Below are 16,797 nucleotides of genomic sequence, written 5' to 3' on the forward strand. Positions count from 1 at the left end.
CCGCACGGGCGCCCGCGCGGCGGCGGAGCGGGCGGTGCAGCAGGCTGATGCCGCCGAGCCGGCCTGGCGCAGTGCGGCACGCGCCACATTGGCCGCTACCCAGGCGCGGTGAGTCGCCGCGCGCGGCTACAGTCGCGCGCATGACGTCCCCTGCTGTCGCCGCCCAACGTCCGCCCGCCACGCTGCTGATCGCGTGGCGACAGCTGTTGCGGGACTGGCGGGCCGGCGAGTTGCGCTTGCTGATGCTGGCGGTCGCACTGGCAGTCGCGGCGCTGTGCGCGGTGGCCTTCCTGTCGGACCGGCTCGACCAGGGCCTGCGCCGCGACGCCGCCCAGTTGCTCGGCGGTGACGCCATCGTCGCCAGCGACCAGCCGACACCGCAGGCCATCGTCGACCTGGCTGCCGAGCTCAAGCTGACCACCGTGCGCAGCGCGGCCTTCCCGAGCATGGCGCGGGCCGACGAGGCCCAGGGTGGCGAGAGCCGCCTGGTCTCGGTCAAGGCGGTCAGCGAAGGCTATCCGCTGCGGGGTCGCGTCACGCTGCGCGAGGCGCTGCCGGGGCGCAGCGGCGCGCCGGCGGCCGGCGAGGTCTGGGCCGACCCGGCCGTGGCCGACAGCCTCGGCCTCAAGCTGGGTGACATGCTGCTGCTCGGCGACAGCCGGCTCAAATTGGCCGCCCTCATCGAGACCGAGCCCGACCGCGGCGGCGGCTTCATCAACTTCGCGCCGCGCGTCATGCTGACCGAAGCCGACCTCGCCGCCACCGGGCTGGTGCAGCCGGCCAGCCGGCTCACCTACCGGCTGGCCCTCGTGCCGGGCCCGGGCGCGGCGGCCGACGCGGTCAAGCGTTTCGTCAGCGGTGCCGAACAGCGGGTCGAGCAGAACAAGCTGCGCGGCGTGCGTCTGGAGTCGCTCGAATCGGGCCGCCCCGAGATGCGTCAGACACTGGACCGCGCGGCGCGCTTCTTGCGCCTGGTGGCCATGCTGTCGGCCCTGCTCGCGGCCGTGGCCGTGGCGCTGGCCGCGCGCGACTTTGCGGCACGCCACCTGGACGCCTGCGCCATGTTGCGTGTGCTCGGCCAGCCGCAGCGGCGCATTGCCTGGGCCTATGGGCTGGAGTTCCTGCTCGCCGGTCTGGCCGCCAGCCTGGCGGGGGTGCTGCTCGGCCTGGGCTTGCACCAGGTCTTCGTGTCCTTGCTGGCGGGCCTGATCAATGTGGCGCTGCCGCCGCCCAGCATCTGGCCGGCACTGCTCGGCCTGGGCCTGGGCCTGTCGCTGCTGCTGGGCTTCGGTCTGCCGCCGGTGCTGCAGCTGGCGGCCGTGCCGCCGCTGCGCGTCATCCGTCGGGATCTAGGCGCACCCAAGGCCGGCTCGGTGCTGGTGCTGGGTGCGGGCGTGGCTGGGCTGGCGGCCATCCTCGTCGTGCTGGCCGGCGACGCGAAGCTGGGCGCCATCGCTGCGGCGGGCTTCGCCGGCGCGGTGCTGCTGTTCGCGCTGCTGGCCTTCATCGCCGTCAAGCTGCTGCGCCGCGTCGTGCCGACCAATGTCAGCGGCGCCGGCGTACCGCGCTGGCTGCTGCTGGCCACGCGCCAGGTCGCGGCGCGGCCCGGGTTTGCCGTCATGCAGGTCGCCTCGCTCGCCGTCGGCCTGCTGGCGCTGGCGTTGCTGGTGCTGCTGCGTACCGACCTCATCGACAGCTGGCGCCAGGCGACACCGGCCGCGGCGCCGGACCGCTTCATCATCAACATCCAGCCCGACCAGCGCGAGGCCGTGCGCCAGACGCTGGTCGACGCCGGCGTGAAGGACTTCGACTGGTATCCGATGATCCGCGGCCGCCTGACCGCGATCAATGGCGAGGCCGTGCAGGGCAAGCAGTTTTCCGAAGATCGTGCCCAGCGCCTGGCCGAACGCGAGTTCAACCTCAGCCACACCGCCGAGCAGCCGGCGCACAACGAGATCGTGGGCGGCCGCTGGGGTGCTGCCGCGCCGGGCGAGATGGGCATGAGCGTCGAGGAAGGCCTGGCGCAGACGCTAGGCCTCAAGCTCGGCGACCAGCTGGCCTTCGACATCGCCGGCCAGCCGGTGCAGGGTCGCATCACCAATCTGCGCAAGGTGGACTGGTCGTCGATGCGGGTGAACTTCTTCGTGCTGTTCGAAGCCGCCGCCCTGCCCGACCTGCCGGCCACCCAGATCGCCGCCTACCGCACGCCGGCGGGCAGCCCGCTGGACCGCGCGCTGGCTCGACAGTTCCCCAACCTCACCGTCATCGATGTGTCGGCGCAGCTGAACCAGGTGCAGCGCGTGTTGGACCAGGTCATCCAGGCTGTGCAGTTCCTGTTCAGCTTCACCCTGGCGACCGGCCTGGTCGTGCTGCTGGCCGCCGTGGGCAGCACGCGTGAGGCGCGTACGCGCGAGTTCGCACTGATGCGGGCCCTGGGCGCGCCGTCGTCGCTGCTGGCCCAGGTGCAGCGGGCCGAGCTGCTGGGTGTCGGCGCGCTGGCCGGCTTCCTGGCCGGCAGCGTGGCGCTGGTGCTGGCGGCGCTGCTGGCGCGCTATGTGTTCGAGTTCGACTGGCAGATCAAGCCCTGGGTGCCGGTGGTCAGCGCCGTCTGCGGGGCACTGCTGGCCTGGAGCGCGGGCTGGTGGAGTCTGCGCGGGGTGCTGAAACGGCCCGTCGTGCAGACACTGCGGGAGGCGCAGGTCGAATGAACGCGGCGCCGGGCCGCCCCAAGCAAGCTCGCTCCCGCTTGGCGGGACAGGCCGCAGGCCGAAGGGTGCACCAGTGACCGCGGTGGACGGCCGCGCGGCCGGGCGCTACCTGGCCCTGTCGGCGGGCATCACCCTCGTCTACTACCTGCTCGGCCGCCTCGGCCTGCTGATGGTGCTGCCGCCCTACGAGGTGGCCCCCATCTACCCGGCCGCCGGCTGGGGTCTGGCGGTGCTGCTGGTCTGGGGCCTGCGCTATCTGCCGGCAGTGGCGCTGGGGTCTTTCGTCGTGCAGGCCACCATGCTGGCCGACCTGAGCCAGAGCGCGCTGCTCCTGGGCATCGGCATCGGCTGCGGTGCGGCGGCCCAGGCGGCGGCTGGCACGCTGCTGTTGCGGCGCTGGTGCGGCCGGCCGCTGTTACTGGCCTCGCCGCGCGAAATCCTGGCCTATCTGGCCGCGGCCGCGCTGGCCGGCGTCATCAGCCCGACCTGCGCCACGCTGCTGCTGAAGGCCACCGGCGTCATTGCCGCGGCGCAGATGGGTCTGGTGTGGACCGTCTGGTGGACGGGCGACGTGATGGGCATGCTGATCGCCACGCCGATCACGCTGGCGCTGATCGGGCAGCCCCGCTCCACCTGGGCATCGCGGCGTTTGAGCGTGGCGCTGCCCATGCTGCTGACGACCCTGCTGGTCGGCCTGGGCGTGGCGGCCACCCTGGAATGGGACCGCCAGCGCAACCGCGCCGATTTCACGCGCGATGCGACCACCGCGGCCCAGTCGCTGGCGGGACGGCTGCGCGAGCCGCTGCTGGCGCTGGAGGGCGTGCATGGCCTCGTCAAGGTCAAGCCGCGGCCTACGCGCGAGGAGTTCGCGCGCGCCACCAGCGGTTTCCTGACGGGCGACAGCTCGCTGATCGCGTTGGGGCTGACCTTGCGCGTCGCGCGTGCCGATGCCGAGCGCTTCAACGCCGCCGCCGCAGGCGATGCCTTCCCGGGCGGCTACCGGGCCCGCGACCGCCTGCGCGCGGGTGACCTGCGTCCGCCGGCGGATGAGGACATGCTGGCCATCCGCCTCATCGAACCGTTGTCGCGCAATGCCGGCGCGCTGGGCGTCAATGTGCGCACCATCCCGAGTGCCCGCGCGGCCATCGAAAGGGCTGCGCCGCTGGGCCGGCCGGTCGCATCGGCGGCCTTCCAGCTGTCGCAAGACAGGGAGGCCGCCGTCGGCGTGGTTGTCTATCAGCCGCTTTACCGCGGCCAGATGGCGCCCAGCGAACAGGCGCTGGACGGCGTCGTCTTCGCCACGCTGCGGCCCGACCTGCTGCTGTCGCGCCTGGCGGCGGAGTGGCCCCAACACCTGGGCGCCTGCCTCGTCGATCTGGAGCCCGGTGCGGTCTTTCCGCGCCTAGGCGGCCGCCTCGGCTGCGAGGCCGTGCAGCGCGGCGGCGGAGCCGGGCTGCCGCTGGTCAAGCTGCCGCTGGACTTCGGCGGCCGGCAGTGGGAGGTGCGCGTCTACGACCTGCCCGGCGTGGTACAGCCGGCGGGCCGCAGCTGGGCGTTTGCCCTCGTCGGCCTGGTGGCCACCGCCATGGTGGGGGCGCTGCTGCTGCTGATGTCGGGCCGGACCCAGCACGTGGAGGCGCTGGTGCGCGAGCGCACGGCTGCGCTGGAGCGCGAGGTAGCCAACCGGGCGCTGGGCGAGCGGGCGCTGAGCCAGAGCGAGCAGCGTTTCCGCAGCATCTTCGAGACGGCACCCATCGGCATCGCGTTCACCGACCTGAACAGCGGCTTCCAGGAGGTCAACGCGCACTTCTGCAAGCTCGTGGGCTACTCGGCCGAGGACTTGATCGGCAAACGCTCCATCGACGTGACCCATGCCGATGACCGCCGCGAGGACGTCCGCCTGGCGCGCCGGCTGATGCGCGGCGAGATCCCGTTCTACCGGCGCCTGAAGCGCTATATCCGCCCTGACGGCAGCTGCGCCCACGCGCGCGTCCTCGTCAGCCTGCTGCGCGGCGCCGATGGCCGGCCGCACCGGCTGGTGGGCGTCGTCGAGGACATCACCGACCAGTTGCGCATCGAGGAGCTCGACCGCGCCCGTGAGGCCGCCGTCGCGGCCAACCAGGCCAAGAACGAGTTCCTGTCGCGCATGAGCCATGAGCTGCGCACGCCGATGAACGCCATCCTCGGCTTCACGCAGCTGATGCAGATGGACGCCGGCGAGCCGCTGCCGCCCGGCCAACGTGGCCGCGCCCAGCAGATCGCCCAGGCCGGCTGGCATCTGCTGGAGATGATCAACGACACGCTGGACCTGTCGCGCATCGAGGCCGGCTCGCTGCGGCTGGAGCCGGTGGCACTGGAACTGCCGGCGCTGCTGGCGCGGTCGCTGGCGCTGCTGCAGGGCCTGGCGTCGGAGCGCGGGCTGCTGGTCAGCCAACGCATCGACCCCAATGCCACTTGCGTTGTCGGCGACCCGACGCGCGTCACGCAGATCGTGACCAACCTGCTCAGCAACGCGGTCAAGTACAACCGCGCCGGCGGAAGCATCAGCATCGAGGCGGTCAGCCCCGAGCCGGGTTGGGTCGAAATCGCGGTGCGCGACACCGGCATGGGCCTGAGCGACGAGCAGCGCGCGGGCCTGTTCCAGCCCTTCAACCGCCTGGGCCGCGAGCGCAGCGGTTTGCCGGGCACTGGCATCGGCTTGGTCATCAGCCAGCGCCTGGCCGTGATGATGGACGGCAGCCTGCGCGCCGAGGCGGTCGACGAGGGCGCCTGCTTCGTGCTGCGGCTGCCTGCAGCCAGCGCCACGGCGTCCGCCAGCGAGGATCGCCACCCCGAGGCGCCGACCGGCCCGCGCGCCGGGCCGCAGCGCCACCTGCTCTATGTGGAAGACAACCCGCTGAATGCGGAGGTCATGCGCGGCATCCTGGAGCAGCGCCCGGGTATCGAGCTGGAGGTGGCGCCGACCGTCGAGGCCGGCGTGCGCGCGCTGCTGCAGCGACCGCCGGCGCTGCTGCTGCTGGACTGGCAGTTGCCCGATGGCGACGGCCTGACGCTGCTGAGCCGCATGCGCGAGCTTGGCCGTGCGCTGCCGCCGGTCGTCGTCGTGTCCGCCAACGCCCAGCCGGAGCAGATCGCCGCAGCCCAGGTCGCAGGGGCGCAGCACTACTTGACCAAGCCGCTGGACGTGCGCGAATTGCTCGACCTGGTTGACGAATTGTTGGCACAGTCCCCGGAGGGCAAGCGGGCAGAATGACGCCCCAGCCCCCAGCCTCAAATACGCAGCAGCGCCCGATGAGCTCCACAGACCTCGTTCCCAGCCAAGTTGGCCAGGCCTTGCAGGCCCAGGCCTCCACCGATGGCCGCCAGTTCCTGACCTTTCGCATCGGCGAGGAAGAGTACGGCCTGGACATCCTGCGCGTGCAGGAGATTCGCTCCTACGAGCCGCCCACCCGTGTCGCCAATGCCCCCGCCTTCGTCAAGGGCGTCGTCAACCTGCGTGGCGTCATCGTGCCCATCCTGGACCTGCGACTGCGACTGCGCCTGGGCCAGGCCGGCGAGTACAACGCCTTCACCGTCGTCATCGTCCTGAACGTGGGCGGCCGCATCGTCGGCGTTGTCGTCGATTCCGTGTCCGACGTGCTGGAGTTGACCGCCGACCAGATCAAGCCTCGGCCCGAGGTGCCCGCCGCGCTGGACGCCCGCTTCATCACCGGCCTGGGCAAGCTCGGCGAGCGCATGCTGATCTTGCTGGACATCGAGGCGATGATCCGAAGCCCGGATTTCGGCTTGATTGACTGAGCCGGATGGCTGCTCAAGTTAGCATCCGCAAACTGTTTCAGCTACAGAAACACTGCGTTGCAGCGCTGACAGCGCCACTCTTAGCACTCGATCAATTGGAGTGCTAATATCCTCTCACTGCGGCATTTCGCGCCGCGGTTTGCAAGGATTCAAGCCGATGTCTGCTTCTTCTGTCATTGCCGTCCGCGACCCTTGGGCCCTGGTGCCTTCGCTGGGCAATCTGGACGCGTACATCTCCGCCGTCAACCGCCTGCCGTTGCTCACCGCCGAAGAGGAAGACTCTGCGGCACGCAGCCTGCGCGACAAGGGTGACCTGGAAGCCGCCGGCCGCATGGTGCTGTCGCACCTGCGCCTGGTGGTCTCCATCTCGCGCCAGTACGTGGGCTACGGCCTGCCGCAGGGTGACCTGATCCAGGAAGGCAACATCGGCCTGATGAAGGCCGTCAAGCGCTTCGACCCGGACCAGGGCGTGCGTCTGGTGAGCTACGCCATGCACTGGATCAAGGCCGAGATCCACGAGTACATCCTGAAGAACTGGCGCATGGTCAAGGTCGCGACGACCAAGGCCCAGCGCAAGCTGTTCTTCAACCTGCGCTCGATGAAGCACCAGCTCAAGGCCGCCGAGAGCAACCCTGCCACGCACCGCAACACGTTGACCGACGCCGAGGTAGCGCATGTGGCCAGCACGCTGAACGTCAAGCGTGAGGAAGTGCTGGAGATGGAAACGCGCCTGTCGGGGGGCGACGTGGCGCTGGAGCCGCAGACGGACGACGACGGTGAAAGTTTTGCGCCGATTGCCTATCTGGCCGATGAGAGTCATGAGCCGACGCGCGTCATCGAGGCGCGCACCCGCGACGAACTGGCGGGCGACGGCATCCACCGCGCGCTCGACGTGCTGGACCCGCGCAGCCGCCGCATCGTCGAGGAGCGCTGGCTGAAGGTGAATGATGATGCGTCGGGCGGCATGACGCTGCACGAACTGGCGGCCGAGTACGGTGTGTCGGCCGAGCGCATCCGCCAGATCGAAGTGGCGGCGATGAAGAAGATGAAGAAGGCGCTGACCGAAGTGGCCACCGCCTGACCTCCACGGCGGCACCGCCATCAAGAACGGCCCCGCGGGGCCGTTCGCTTTTGGCGAATGCGGGTCAGGCCGAGCCGCTCAACCTTTGCGTTCAGCCAGCAGCAGCTTGATGTCGTCGGCCAGCGCTTGCGCGCCTGACCCGTAGCGGGCGTAGACGCGCACGCGGCCTTCGGTATCGAAAATGAAGCTCGCGGCGGTGTGGTCCACCGTGTAGGTGTCGGGCGTCTTGCCCGGCACCTTGGCGTAGAAGACCTTGAACTCCTTGGCGACCGCCTTGGTCTGCTCCTCGCTGCCGCGCAGGCCGATGAAGCCGGGGTCGAAGCTGGCGAGGTAGGCCTTCAGCAAAGCGGCCGTGTCGCGCTCCGGGTCGACAGTGACGAAGATGCCCTGCACCTTGTCGCCATCAGCGCCCAGCGAGCGTTTGACCTCGGCGACCTCGGCCATCGTCGTGGGGCAGACGTCTGGGCATTGCGTGAAGCCGAAGAAGACCACCAGCACCTTGCCCTTGAAGTCGGCCAGCGAGCGGGCGCGGCCGTCCTGGTCGGTCAGGTTGAGTTGCCTGGCGTACTCGGCGCCGGTCAGATCGATGCCCTTGAAGGCCAGCTTGTCGGGCCCGGACTTCTGGCAGGCCGACAAGGCGAGTGCGGCCAGCACGGCAACAGCGAAGCGACGAGTGGTCATGGCAGGTAGTGGTCGATCAACAGGGCCGCAAACAGCAGCGACAGGTGCCAGATGGAGAACCAGAAGGTCCGCCTTGCCAGCGCCTCCGAATAGGCGCGCCAGAGGCGGAAAGCGTAGCCGCAGAAGCCCAGCCCCAGCGCGATGGCGCAAGCCAGGTAGAACCAGCCGCTCATGCCGGTCAGGAAGGGCAGCAGCGTGGCAGCAAACAGCACCCAGGTGTAGAGCAGGATCTGCAGCCGCGTGTAGTCGTTGCCGTGGGTCACCGGCAGCATGGGCAGGCCGGCGCGGGCGTAGTCCTCGGCCCTGTACAGGGCCAGTGCCCAGAAGTGCGGCGGCGTCCACAGGAAGATGATGAGACAGAGCAGCCATGGCTCAGGCCCGAGGTCGCCGCGCAGTGCGGCCCAGCCCAACACCGGTGGCATCGCGCCCGAGGCGCCACCGATGACGATGTTCTGCGGCGTCATCGGCTTCAGGATGACGGTGTAGATGACGGCGTAGCCGATGAAGGTGGCGAAGGTCAGCCACATCGTCAGCACGTTGACGTAGACGCCCAGCAGCGTCATGCCGGCCGCGCACAGCAGCGCGGAGAACGCCAGCGTCTGCGTGCGGCTGAGTTCGCCCTTGGCGGTGGCGCGCCAGGCGGTGCGCTTCATGCGCGCGTCGATGCCGTCCTCGATGAGGCAGTTGAAGGCGGCAGCGGCTCCCGCCACGAGCCAGATGCCGGCGACGGCGGCCAGCATGGTCAATGCCTGCTCGCCGCTGGGCAGGCCGGGCACAGCCAGCGCCATGCCGATGGCGGCGCAGAAGACGATGAGCTGGACGACGCGCGGTTTGGTCAGCTGGTAGAACTGCTGCCAGCGCGGGCTGTGCATGAGGGCACTGGCGGTGGAGGTCGACATGGTCAGGACAGCGCCTTCGGCAGGCGCGCGAACAGGGTGGTGAGCAGGGCCAGCAGCACGGCGGCGCCGGCGGTGTGGGCCAGGGCGGCAACGATGGGCCAGTCGAGCACGACATTGGACAGGCCCGAGGCCAGTTGCCAGCCGGCCGCGGCCAGCAGCAGCTTCGACCAACCCGGCGCCTGCCGACGCAACGCCCAGGCCAGACCAAGGATGGCCGCGAACACCACAGCCGCGCCGATGCGGTGGGCCATATGGATGGCCGCCAGCGCCTCGAAGCCCAGCCAGCTGCCGTCGGCGCGCTGGCCAAGTTCTCGCCAGAGCTGGAAGCCCTGGGCGAAGTCCATCTGCGGCCACCATTGGCCGCCGTGGCAGGTCGGGAACTCGTCGCAAGCCAGCACCGCGTAGTTGGTGCTGACCCAGCCGCCCAGGCCGACCTGGACCAGCGTCAGCACGAGCACCGCAAGCACCGCGCGGCGCAGGGCCGGCGGCACGGCGAGCGGGCGCGGTTCGTAGGCCTCGTGCTGCCAGGCCAACAGCATCAGCAGGCCCATGCCGAACAGCAGGTGCAGCGTGACGATGGCCGGGAACAGCTTCATCGTCACCGTCAGGGCGCCGAACGCGCCCTGCACGCAGACCCAGACGAAGGTCAGTGTCGGCAGCCAGGCCGAGGGCGCACGCGCGCCCCCTTCGCGCCTGAGCCGCCAGCTCAGCACCGTCATGACCAGGATGAGCAGGCCGACGCCGCTGGCCAGGTAGCGGTGGATCATCTCGATCCAGGCCTTGCCGTGGGTGACCGGGCCGGTCGGCATCGCCGCCTCGGCGGCGTCGATGTGCTCGCGCGCGCCGAGCGGGCTGGCCGAGCTGTAGCAGCCGGGCCAGTCCGGGCAGCCCAGGCCGGAATCGCTCAGGCGCGTGAAGGCGCCGAAGACGATCAGGTCGAAGGTCAGGAACAGCGTCAGCGCCGTCAGCGCCCGCAGGCGCCCGGCCGGTGAACTGGCGCGCGAGCGTTGCCGCCACCACAGCAGCGGGCCGATGGCCACGGCCCCGCCGATGGCGGCAACCTGGCCGAGTGGCAGCAGCATGTCGTTCATCGGCCCGCCGTGTCCCAGCTTGCGCTGGCCTTCAGCAGTTTGCTGAGGTCGGCCTGCAACTTCTTGGGCTCGGGCTCGGCCGGCGCACGCTCCATCCAGCGGTTCATCGGGTCGATGATGAAGAAGTGATCACTGAGGCTGCGGCCCTCGGCGGGCTTGAGCCAGGCGGCCAGCTGCTCGGCGGGTACGCGCAGCACGGTGACCTCGGCGCCCTTCTGCGTCACGGCGGCCAGCACCTCGACGCGCGGCGTGCCGGTGTCGGGGATCAGCCAGAGCTTGTCGACACGCGGCCGCTCCTTGCCCAGCATCTCGCGCAGTTGGCGCTGCACGAACAGCTGGCGCTCGCAGGCGGCCGGGCAGTCCGAGCCCTGCACAACAGTCAACAGCCACTGGCCGCGCAGCGAGGCCGGCGTCACCGGCCGCCCCTGCAGATCGGTCAGCGGCAGGTCGGCCGGCATGTCGACGGCCGGCGCGATCAGCTCGCCGTAGGCCGAGCCGCTGGGCTTGACGACGTAGAAGGTGAAGTAGGACGCGACGACGGGCGCGGCGCACATCGCCAGCACCAGCAGCATCTTCCAGCGGCCGGCGCGCTGTTGAGGCACTGCACGCGGGTCAGGCAGGCTGTGCACCGCGAAGCTCAGCGGTTCAGGACTGCTGCTTGCGGAGCCGGGGGCGGACGAGTTGGAACCAGACATAGAGGACGAGGATCAGCGCGCAGAGCGCAAACCACTGAAAGGCGTAGCCATAGTGTTTGTGAAGGCCCAGCTCCGGCGCCGGCCAGTGGCGCAGCAGGCCATCTTCCGTGCTGGCGTCGGTCTGCACGACGGTCAGCGGCAGCAGCTTCAGGCCGGCTTCGGCACCAAAGGCCGCAGGGTCGAGATTCTGCCGGATCGCCCCGGTCGAGCCTTCACCCAGCTCATAAAGCCGGGACGGTGAAGCGGCCAGGCGCCCGATGACTTTGACCTCGCCGGCCGGCGCGGTCAGCGGCGGCAGCAGCTGGCGATCGACCGAGTGGCGCGGCGCCCAGCCGCGCTGCACGAGGATGGCATCGCTGCGGCCGGCAAGGCGCAGTGGCGTGACGACGAAGAAACCGACACGGCCGTCCATGGGACGGTTGTCGAGCCAGACGGTGTGATCGGCGACCCAGGTGCCAAGCAGCACGACGCGGCGGTGCAACTCGGCACCATCCAGTTCGGCATTGCCCAGGACGGGTCGCTCGGCTTGCACGTCGATGGCCGACTGCAGCTGACGCTTGTACGCGGCGCGGTCGAGTTGCCAGACGCCCAGTCGCGCCGTCACTGCGGCGCCGAGCAGCGCCGCCACCAACACCACCCAGCCGCGGCGACTCAACATGACGAAACCCGCAGCGGATAATCCCCGGTCATGAACTTCGTGATCCTGATCGCTTTCATCGGCATCCTCGGTGCGCTGGCCGCGGCGGGCTTCTTCATGCTGCGCAAGGGGCACGGCGACAAGCGCAGCCCGAGCATGGCGCGCGCGCTGGCGGTTCGCGTCGGCGTGTCGGTGGCGCTCTTTCTCGTCATCCTGTTTTGCTGGTGGATGGGCTGGATACAGCCGACCGGCGTGCCGCTGAGCAGCCGCTGAACTGCAACAAAAAAGCGCCGCTGGTGCGGCGCTTTGTCCTTGTTGCCGCGGTGCGCGACTTACATCCAGTAGACGACAACGTAAAGGCCCAGCCAGACCACGTCGACAAAGTGCCAGTACCACGCTGCGCCTTCGAAACCGAAGTGGCGGTCGGCCGTGAAGTGGCCCTTGTGCAGGCGGATGGTGATGAACAGCAGCATCAGCATGCCGACAAACACGTGGAAGCCGTGGAAGCCGGTCAGCATGAAGAAGGTCGAGCCGAACACGCCGGAGTTGAGCTTCAGGTTCAGATCCTGGTAGGCGTGGGCATATTCGAAGCCCTGCACAAACAGGAAAATCAGGCCCAGTGCCACGGTGATCCACATGAAGCCGATGGTCTTGGCGCGGTTGCCGGCGATCAACGCGTGGTGGGCGATGGTCAGCGTCACGCCCGAAGTCAGCAGCAGCGCCGTGTTGACGGTCGGCAGCGGCCAGGGGCCGATGGTCGAGAAGGGCTCGACGGTGCCGCCAGGGGCTGCGGTGTAGCCGGCCGCGGTGCTCGGCCAGATGGCCTTGAAATCGGGCCACAGGATGGAGTTCTCCAGGTTGCCCAGTTCCGGTACGGAATACACCCGCGCCCAGAAAAGCGCGCCGAAGAAGGCCGCGAAGAACATCACCTCCGAGAAGATGAACCAGCCCATGCTCCAGCGGAACGAGATGTCGATGCGGTCGCTGTAGAGGCCGGTCTCGCTCTCGTGGATGGCCTCGCGGAACCACTGCTGGAGCACGAAGGCCCAGAACAACAGCCCGCCGATCAGCGAATACATGCCCCAGCCGTGGCCGTTGATCCATTGGCCGGCGCCCAGGATGACGAAGAACAGGCCAATGGCGGCCCCGACCGGAAACCACGAGGGCGCCGGGACGAAGTAGTACGGGGTCTTGCCCGGGGTAGTCGCTGCCGACATATTGTTCTCCTAGTACTCGCTCGTTCTGAACTCTGTTGCGACCGGGTCGTCAGGCCCCAGCCACGCCGCTGCTGATGACCCAACGGACCAGCAACACCAGCACCAATACAAACAGCGCGGCGCCAAGCACGCCCGCAATGATCACGTGCACCGGGTTGAGCCTGGCCATGTCCTGCTCATGGTCCCGCCACCGGCGAACGCCGAAAAAACTCCAGGCCACGGCCGAGATCGTCTGGCGCAACGAGGCCTTGCGGCCCAGCGCGTCCTTGAAATCCTGGCCCGGCTTGTTCACAGCGCGGCCCCCGCACCCTTGGGGGCCTCGCCGACCTTGAACCCACCCTTGCCCGCCACCTCGAAGAAGGTATAGGACAGGGTGATGGTCCTCACGTCCTTGGGCAGCTTGGGGTCGATGACGAACACGACCGGCCACTGCTTGGTCTCGCCCGGCTGCAACGTGTACTCGTTGAAGCAGAAGCACTCCAGCTTGTTGAAATGCGCGCTGGCCTGCATGGGCGCGTAGCTCGGGATGGCCTGCGCGGCCATGGTGCGGTCCTGCTTGTTGCGGAATTCGTACATCACCTGGCTCAGCTGGCCCGGGTGCACCGTCATGTGCCGCACGGCCGGCTTGAAGTCCCAGGGGCCGCGCGCATTGGTGTCGAACTCCACCGTGATCTCGCGGCTGTAGTCGATCTGGCCGTTGCCGTTGGCCAGCCCCTTGTCCGCAGAGACCACCTGCCGTTCGGCCAGCGACAGCACATTGATGCCCAGCGCCCTGCAGATCGCATCGTAGAAATACACGAGCGAATAACTGAAGCCGAACATCAGCGTGACGATGACCAGCAGCTTCTTGAGCAGCTGATGGTTGTCGCGTTGCAGGGCCGTCAGAAAATTCATGTCAGCCGGCCAGCAACACGATCTTGGCGACGAAGCCGACCCCGAAGGCCAGCGCAATCGTCAGCAGGATCAGCCCCAGCCGCCGGTTGTTCTTGCGCTGCTCCGGTGTCATGGCGTTCAGGCAATGATCTTGGTGGCCGAAGCGTCCAGCTTGGGCGGGTTCTCAAAGGTGTGGAAGGGTGCCGGCGACGGCACTTCCCATTCCAGGCCCTCAGCGGCCTCCCAAGGCTTCTGCGTCGCCTTCTCACCCTTGCCGCGCATCATCGGCACGACGATGAACAGGAAGAAGTAGACCTGCATCAGACCGAAGCCGAAGGCGCCGACCGAGGCGATGGCGTTGAAGTCGGTGAACTGCATCGGGTAGTCGGCGTAGCGGCGCGGCATGCCGGCCAGACCCAGGAAGTGCATCGGGAAGAAGGTGATGTTGAAGAAGATCAGCGAGCCCCAGAAATGGACCTTGCCGCGGAACTCCGAATACATCACGCCGGTCCACTTCGGGCCCCAGTAGTAGACGCCGGCGAACAGCGCGTACAGCGAGCCGGCCACCAGCACGTAGTGGAAGTGGGCCACGACGTAATAGGTGTCCTGCAGCTGGATGTCGACCGGCGCCATCGCCAGGATCAGGCCGGTGAAGCCGCCCATCGTGAACACGAAGATGAAGCCGACCGCGAACAGCATCGGCGTCTCGAAGGTCATCGAGCCGCGCCACATCGTCGCCAGCCAGTTGAAGATCTTCACGCCCGTGGGCACCGCGATCAGCATGGTCGCGTACATGAAGAACAGCTGGCCCGTCACCGGCATGCCGGTGGTGAACATGTGGTGGGCCCAGACGATGAAGGACAGGATCGCGATGGAGGCCGTCGCATAGACCATCGACGCGTAGCCGAACAGGCGCTTGCGGGCAAAGGCCGGCACGATCTGGCTGATGATGCCGAAGGCCGGCAAGATCATGATGTAGACCTCGGGGTGGCCAAAGAACCAGAAGATGTGCTGGTACATGACCGGGTCGCCGCCGCCCGCGGGGTTGAAGAAGGCGGTGCCGAAGTGGCGGTCCGTCAGCGTCATCGTGATGGCGCCGGCCAGCACGGGCATGACGGCGATCAGCAGATAGGCGGTGATCAGCCACGTCCAGGCGAACATCGGCATCTTCATCAGCGTCATGCCGGGCGCGCGCATGTTGAGGATGGTCACGATGATGTTGATCGATCCCATGATCGACGAGGCGCCCATGATGTGCATCGCGAAGATGCCGGCGTCCATCGACGGGCCCATCTGCAGCGTCAGCGGCGCGTACAACGTCCAGCCCGCAGCGGGCGCGCCGCCGGGCATGAAGAAGCTGCCCACCAGCATGATGGCCGCGGGGATCAGCAGCCAGAAGCTGAAGTTGTTCATCCGCGCAAAGGCCATGTCGCCCGCGCCGATCTGCAGCGGGATCATCCAGTTCGCGAAGCCCACGAAGGCCGGCATGATGGCGCCGAACACCATGATCAGACCGTGCATGGTCGTGAACTGGTTGAAGAGCTCGGGGTTGAAGAACTGCAGGCCGGGCTGGAACAGCTCGGCGCGGATGCACAGCGCCAGGATGCCGCCGACCATCAACATCGCGAACGAGAACAGCAGGTAGAGCGTGCCGATGTCCTTGTGGTTGGTCGCGAATACCCAGCGGCGCCAGCCGGCGGGTGCGTGGTGGTCGTGGTGATCGTCGTGGGCGTGGCCGTCATGGCCCGCGTGAACACCGTGGGGGGGAAGCACTGCACTCATTTGGATTCCTCTTTTTCGGTGTTCGACTTACTTGCGCGCGGCCAGGACTTCGGCGGGCTGCACGATCTGACCCGTCTTGTTGGACCAGCTGTTCTTCGTGTAGGACGCGACTGCGGCGATGTCGGTGTCGCTGAGCTGCTTCCAAGCCGGCATGCCCTTGTCGACGATGCCGTTGAGCAAGATGGCAATCTGTTTGGATTTGTCCGCGTCCAGCACTACCGGCGAGCCGACCAGCGCCTTGATCGGACCGGCGCCGGAGCCGTCGGCCTTGTGGCATACCGCGCAGTTGGCGTTGTAGACCTTCTCGCCGCGAGCGATCAGGGCCGCCTGCTCCCAGACCTTGTTCGGGTCATCGGCCTTGGCAGCGATTTCCTTCTGCTTGCCTTCCACCCACTTGGTGTAATCCTCCGCGGACACGACCTTGACGTGGATGGGCATGTAGGCGTGCTCCTTGCCGCAGAGCTCGGCGCACTGCCCGTAGAAATCGCCGGTCTTCTCTGCGCGGAACCAGGTGTCGCGCACGAAACCGGGGATGGCGTCCTGCTTGACGCCAAAGGCGGGAACCATCCAGGCGTGGATGACGTCGTTGGCCGTGGTGATGATGCGGATTTTCTTGTCCACCGGCACGACCAGCGGGTTGTCGACCTTGAGCAGGTAGTCATCGACGGGCTCGGGGCGGCCCGAATCTGAAGCCTCGCGCTGTGCGGCGTCGAGCGTGGCCAGGAAGCCGATGCCCTCGCCCTCGCCCTTGAGATAGTCGTAGCCCCACTTCCACTGGTAGCCGGTGGCCTTGATGGTCAGATCGGCGTTGGTGGTGTCCTTCATCGCGACAACGACCTTGGTGGCTGGCAGCGCCATGGCGATGACGATCAACAGCGGCACGACGGTCCAGGCGATCTCGACGGCCACGCTCTCGTGGAAGTTGGCCGATACCGCGCCCTTGGATTTGCGGTGCTTGAAGATCGAATAGAACATCACGCCGAACACGGCGACGAAGATGACGAGGCAGACGATCAGCACGAAGTTGTGCAACCACATCTGCTCGGCCGCGATGCGCGTGACCGGCTCGTGCAGGTCGAGCTGATTGACGCCCGGGCCGCCCTTGAGGTCGTTCACCGCGAAGGCCGGGCCCGCTGCCAGGGCCAACGCCGCCGTGGCCCACATGGCCAAAGCGCGTGAGGCGCCGTGCACTCGTGCGTTCATCATCGTCATGGTTGTCACTTGGTTCTTTGAAGAGCCGGCCTTGCTCGTCCCCCAAAGTCGGATTTGGGAAGCAAGATCCGTGGATTGAGCCGGGTTTGTGCCCGTCTCCCTATGCGGCGCGGGATTTTAGCC

16 protein-coding genes are annotated in these 16,797 nt (G+C 68.1%); 5 read left to right on the top strand and 11 right to left on the bottom strand.

Translation table 11 applies throughout. The features are described 5' to 3' along the window. The first annotated feature begins 140 nt into the window (after positions 1-140). The 4 genes from ACT6S0_RS09445 to rpoH all read left to right on the top strand — a co-directional run bounded on the left by ACT6S0_RS09445 (position 141) and on the right by rpoH (position 7,587). Positions 141-2,708, top strand: coding sequence for an ABC transporter permease (locus ACT6S0_RS09445; protein WP_444763649.1), 2,568 nt, complete (start codon positions 141-143; stop codon positions 2,706-2,708). Positions 2,709-2,781: 73 nt separating this feature from the next. After that, a complete protein-coding gene (locus tag ACT6S0_RS09450; protein ID WP_444763650.1) occupies positions 2,782-5,961 on the top strand; it encodes a PAS domain S-box protein in 3,180 nt (1,059 codons plus the stop codon). A gap of 38 nt (positions 5,962-5,999) precedes the next feature. Continuing rightward, entirely contained in the window at positions 6,000-6,506 is a 507-nt protein-coding gene (locus ACT6S0_RS09455) for a chemotaxis protein CheW (protein WP_444763651.1), read from the top strand. 157 nt (positions 6,507-6,663) lie between these two features. Continuing rightward, positions 6,664-7,587 (top strand): RNA polymerase sigma factor RpoH, encoded by a 924-nt coding sequence (rpoH, locus tag ACT6S0_RS09460; RefSeq protein WP_444763652.1) that lies wholly within the window; start codon positions 6,664-6,666, stop codon positions 7,585-7,587. 78 nt (positions 7,588-7,665) lie between these two features. On the opposite strand, the gene ACT6S0_RS09465 is transcribed toward rpoH, so the two are convergent. From ACT6S0_RS09465 to ACT6S0_RS09485, 5 genes are read right to left on the bottom strand one after another with little or no spacing between them, the layout of a single operon-like run. Then, the gene (locus tag ACT6S0_RS09465; protein WP_444763653.1) at positions 7,666-8,268 is read right to left on the bottom strand and encodes an SCO family protein; all 603 of its coding nucleotides are present in this window, start codon (positions 8,266-8,268) and stop codon (positions 7,666-7,668) included. Beyond that, a complete protein-coding gene (cyoE, locus tag ACT6S0_RS09470) occupies positions 8,265-9,167 on the bottom strand; it encodes a heme o synthase (RefSeq protein ID WP_444763654.1) in 903 nt (300 codons plus the stop codon). Before cyoE ends, ACT6S0_RS09465 begins: the two co-directional genes overlap by 4 nt. A 2-nt stretch (positions 9,168-9,169) precedes the next feature. Then, entirely contained in the window at positions 9,170-10,258 is a 1,089-nt protein-coding gene (locus ACT6S0_RS09475) for a COX15/CtaA family protein (protein ID WP_444763655.1), read from the bottom strand. After that, positions 10,255-10,887, bottom strand: a complete 633-nt coding sequence (locus ACT6S0_RS09480; protein ID WP_444763656.1) for an SCO family protein — start codon at positions 10,885-10,887, stop codon at positions 10,255-10,257. Before ACT6S0_RS09480 ends, ACT6S0_RS09475 begins: the two co-directional genes overlap by 4 nt. A 16-nt stretch (positions 10,888-10,903) precedes the next feature. Next, entirely contained in the window at positions 10,904-11,611 is a 708-nt protein-coding gene (locus ACT6S0_RS09485; protein ID WP_444763657.1) for an SURF1 family protein, read from the bottom strand. A 30-nt stretch (positions 11,612-11,641) separates the two neighbouring features. On the opposite strand from ACT6S0_RS09485, the gene ACT6S0_RS09490 reads away from it, so the two are divergent. Continuing rightward, positions 11,642-11,863 carry a DUF2909 domain-containing protein gene (locus tag ACT6S0_RS09490; protein WP_444763658.1) on the top strand — a complete coding sequence of 74 codons (222 nt, stop codon included), beginning with the start codon at positions 11,642-11,644 and terminating at the stop codon, positions 11,861-11,863. 59 nt (positions 11,864-11,922) lie between these two features. On the opposite strand, the gene ACT6S0_RS09495 is transcribed toward ACT6S0_RS09490, so the two are convergent. From ACT6S0_RS09495 to coxB, 6 genes are read right to left on the bottom strand one after another with little or no spacing between them, the layout of a single operon-like run. Beyond that, positions 11,923-12,807: a cytochrome c oxidase subunit 3 gene (locus ACT6S0_RS09495; protein ID WP_444763659.1), complete on the bottom strand. Its 885-nt coding sequence runs from the start codon at positions 12,805-12,807 to the stop codon at positions 11,923-11,925. A 49-nt stretch (positions 12,808-12,856) separates the two neighbouring features. Beyond that, positions 12,857-13,099 carry a DUF2970 domain-containing protein gene (locus tag ACT6S0_RS09500; RefSeq protein ID WP_444763660.1) on the bottom strand — a complete coding sequence of 81 codons (243 nt, stop codon included), beginning with the start codon at positions 13,097-13,099 and terminating at the stop codon, positions 12,857-12,859. Beyond that, positions 13,096-13,701, bottom strand: coding sequence for a cytochrome c oxidase assembly protein (locus ACT6S0_RS09505; RefSeq protein WP_444763661.1), 606 nt, complete (start codon positions 13,699-13,701; stop codon positions 13,096-13,098). Before ACT6S0_RS09505 ends, ACT6S0_RS09500 begins: the two co-directional genes overlap by 4 nt. A 1-nt stretch (position 13,702) precedes the next feature. Beyond that, positions 13,703-13,813, bottom strand: coding sequence for a cytochrome oxidase small assembly protein (locus tag ACT6S0_RS09510; protein WP_444763662.1), 111 nt, complete (start codon positions 13,811-13,813; stop codon positions 13,703-13,705). 5 nt (positions 13,814-13,818) lie between these two features. Next, entirely contained in the window at positions 13,819-15,462 is a 1,644-nt protein-coding gene (ctaD, locus tag ACT6S0_RS09515; protein WP_444763663.1) for a cytochrome c oxidase subunit I, read from the bottom strand. A gap of 27 nt (positions 15,463-15,489) precedes the next feature. Next, positions 15,490-16,674, bottom strand: a complete 1,185-nt coding sequence (gene coxB / locus ACT6S0_RS09520) for a cytochrome c oxidase subunit II (protein WP_444763664.1) — start codon at positions 16,672-16,674, stop codon at positions 15,490-15,492. Positions 16,675-16,797 lie beyond the last annotated feature (123 nt).

Source organism: Roseateles sp., assembly GCF_052436255.1.
Classification (GTDB): domain Bacteria; phylum Pseudomonadota; class Gammaproteobacteria; order Burkholderiales; family Burkholderiaceae_C; genus Pelomonas.